The 3,182-nt window shown below is 33.1% G+C and carries 2 protein-coding genes; both read right to left on the bottom strand.

The window, feature by feature from the left end; all coding sequences use genetic code 11:
• Positions 1-592, bottom strand: a 592-nt coding sequence (locus tag CDZ78_RS19495) for a ParA family protein (protein ID WP_087871450.1), incomplete at its 3' end; no start/stop codon positions are given.
• Between the two features lie 490 nt (positions 593-1,082).
• A partial coding sequence (locus CDZ78_RS19500) for an AAA family ATPase (RefSeq protein ID WP_167374415.1) occupies positions 1,083-3,182 on the bottom strand: 2,100 nt, incomplete at its 5' end.

Here is a 3,182-nt window from a genome sequence, read left to right on the forward strand (position 1 = left end):
TATCAGCTTTTTCATTCAAACTTTTATACCTTGTTTCTGTAATAGATAAGCCATCATTCTGTGCTTGTCGATACCCAGGTTTTTCTTGTAGTTCTCCATCTAATACTTGATATCCAGATTGTTGTATAAATTCTCTAGCATCATCAATTTCTGATTGTGTACCTACCCTGGTTAAAGCTAAGGCGATGTCTTTGTTAGGTGTTCCTTTTTGTTGTAGCTCATGAGCTAAACGAATGGCCGGAGTTAAGTCATCCCTACTAGCGCAAGTAGGAAGTATTACTAAATCAGCTATTTTTGCTATTTCAAGAGTTGCTGAACTTGCGCGAGCAGCTCCATCAATGATCAATAAATCATAATGATCAGCCTGATCTATTGCATCCTTTGCTTTGGCAAAAACCTCAACAGATCCTATAGAGTTAAAACTATTGTTTAATCTTATCCTATGCCACTCCGCAAAAGTCCCTTGTTGAGTATCGAGGTCAGCTACTTTTACGCTAAGACCACTTTTGCTTGCTTCACTAGCAACCCCTCTCGCTAAAGTGCTTTTGGCAACACCACCTTTTTGGCTTACAAAGGCTATTATTTTTCCCATATCGGAATCCTTATATTAAAAAATAAATAGCATGCTTTTTATGATTTTAACTATTTGTAGTTGGTTATAATAAGTTTTTAATAAAAAGCAAAAAAGAATGCTATTTATCTATTTATCTATTTATCTATTTATCTATTTATCTATTTATCTAAAATTAGAGTAGATTTTATTTATCTTAGATCTTAGATTCAACTAACAAGTGCAATTCATTTTTAAGAGACTGAGAGGGCCAGCTGATGTATAAGTTCAGGCTTTTTCAATCCGACCAAAGATGAGGAAGCATATGAATCAATACAAGCAACTGACCGAAGGACAACGATACCAGATTTCAGCCTCACCCGTTTTAAAGAACGATTTAAGCGAGAAATAAAACGTATCAAAGCGCGCTACCCTGATGCACTTTATCTCGGTATTGCTGATGGCGCAAAAGATAACTGGACATTTTTTACTTGAATCCGCGATGTTTGTTTAATTGTAATTTATGAAAAGATTAAGCCATCATTTTATCGTAGTGTGCTGCGAAATCAGTTTTAATAAATACTTCTTTAAATTTATTAGTAAACCTAACTGGATCAATCTCTCCGAGTTCGTTAATATTTACTGAATCATAGTGAGACCCTCTATTAATAAACCTGAAGAAAGGGGAGAACTCAGTGTCGCTTTCTGCGAGTTCATCTAGTGCGGCTTTTAAAGCGTCTTCCTTATGAACAAAAGAAAAGTAATACTCGAGAATATTTCTCATGATATTAGGTAAAACAATATTATTAGTACTTCCATTTTGAACATCTTTTATAACCTGCCAGTATGACTGGTAATCATTTTTTATATCACTTTTTCCCATAGGAACAATATCACTATTCGTGTTTTTAATAAATCTAAACAAATTACATTTTTTATCAAAACATTTTCCTTTAGGTAAATATTTAATCATTTCATGTAGATAATAAAGGCTGTGGGTGAGTAATATCACTTGTGCATATTTGTAGTCTTTAATAAGCTTTTTATGTGTGAGATCTCCTATTTCATAAATGTAATTATGGGAAAGGCTCGATACAGGATCATCTACCACAATGATTTTCTTATTATCCGGAGTAGGGTAGTTACTATTTACACTACCCTGGCATAATTCTAAAAAGTAGAGGTAAGTAATAAGTGTTTTTTCACCTTCACTAAGCGACTTATATACATCATTACCGCTCGAATCAATACCACGACAAAGGTAATAGTGATTACTATTTCCTGGTTGTTGTTTAATCTCAAAACCTTCTAAACCTATCGACTTCATCTTATTATTTATATTGGTTGTAGATGTTTCAATATTGGTAATTATTTTACGGTTATCAATGATAATATCTTCTTGAGATTGAATAGCTGTAGTGAGGGTTTTTTCTTCAGTTTCAGCTGTTGCAATATCAGTACGTATTGATTCGATTAAAGTATTGTGATCTTTGATAGCTGCGTCGTACTTAATACGAACCAAATACCAAAATTTCTTTTTAATAACGGTGAGTGCCCCTTCTTTATCCGATAATCTAGTGTTAAATTTTTCTCTATCTACATTATAAGCATCGATAATATCATTAATTGATTGTACTAAATCAGTAGTATATTCTAGGGTGATTTTAATACTTGGATCTGATAGCTTTTGATTCAGTTTCGTAAGGTTTGCTTGAAGCATACCTGAAAGTTTCTCTTTAGCTAGGTCTAATTTTGTATCGTTAATCGTTGTATAGTGAGTTCCTGATAGTGTCTCGTTTAAGGTTTCAATTTCTTGCTTATATCCACTCTGTAGAGTTTCTAATTCACCTTTTTTTTCTTTATACGAACCATCAAAAAGATTATTAATATTTGTAATTAATTTATCATCAATAGCTTGTTGGCAAAAAGGGCATTTTCCTTCAGCGCCATCGATATAAACATGCCCATTATTTACCCAGGTAGAGTTTTTAAGTTTATCGACTAACTTAGCTAAATAACTGTCACTAGAACCAACAATAACTTCATTTAAAATAGTAGCTGATTCGCTCGAAGCTAGGTCTAAAACTAGATTCTTAATCGAGATTTTTTGTGTCGCACTTTTACTATTTAGTTCTTTAGATTCAGCCGATAGACTTTCAAACGTGTATTCAGGTGTTTCTATCAGGTCTGTTTTTAGAATTTCATTATAAAACGCATCTGTCGAGCCTTTAAAACCAATTAAGCAGTGATCTAAGTCTTTTTTGTCATGCATGTGTTTGGTTTCAAAACATTTAGCTTGAATGGCTTTTTCTTGTGTAGTTTCTTTCTCTTTATGTTGACCGTTTAGAGTTTGTTTTTGGGTTCTTTGTTTTTCTAATTTTTCTATTTCTGCTTTAGCGGTGCTTATAGCTTGTTCAGCCGTTACGTTCGTTTCACCTAAAGTAAAAACTCCCTCAAAGCTACCTTGAGAGAAGTTTTTTTCTACAAAGTCAGTGTTATAAACTAATATTTGATAATCTTGAGCGTTGGGTAACACGTAACTACAATGACTATAATTATTATGTGTTGTATCTTGAAGGTATCTTGCTACCGTTGATTTACCCGTACCGTTATGACCGTAAAACAGTACTAT

It is taken from the genome of Bathymodiolus platifrons methanotrophic gill symbiont (assembly GCF_002189065.1).
Classification (GTDB): Bacteria; Pseudomonadota; Gammaproteobacteria; order Methylococcales; family Methylomonadaceae; genus Methyloprofundus.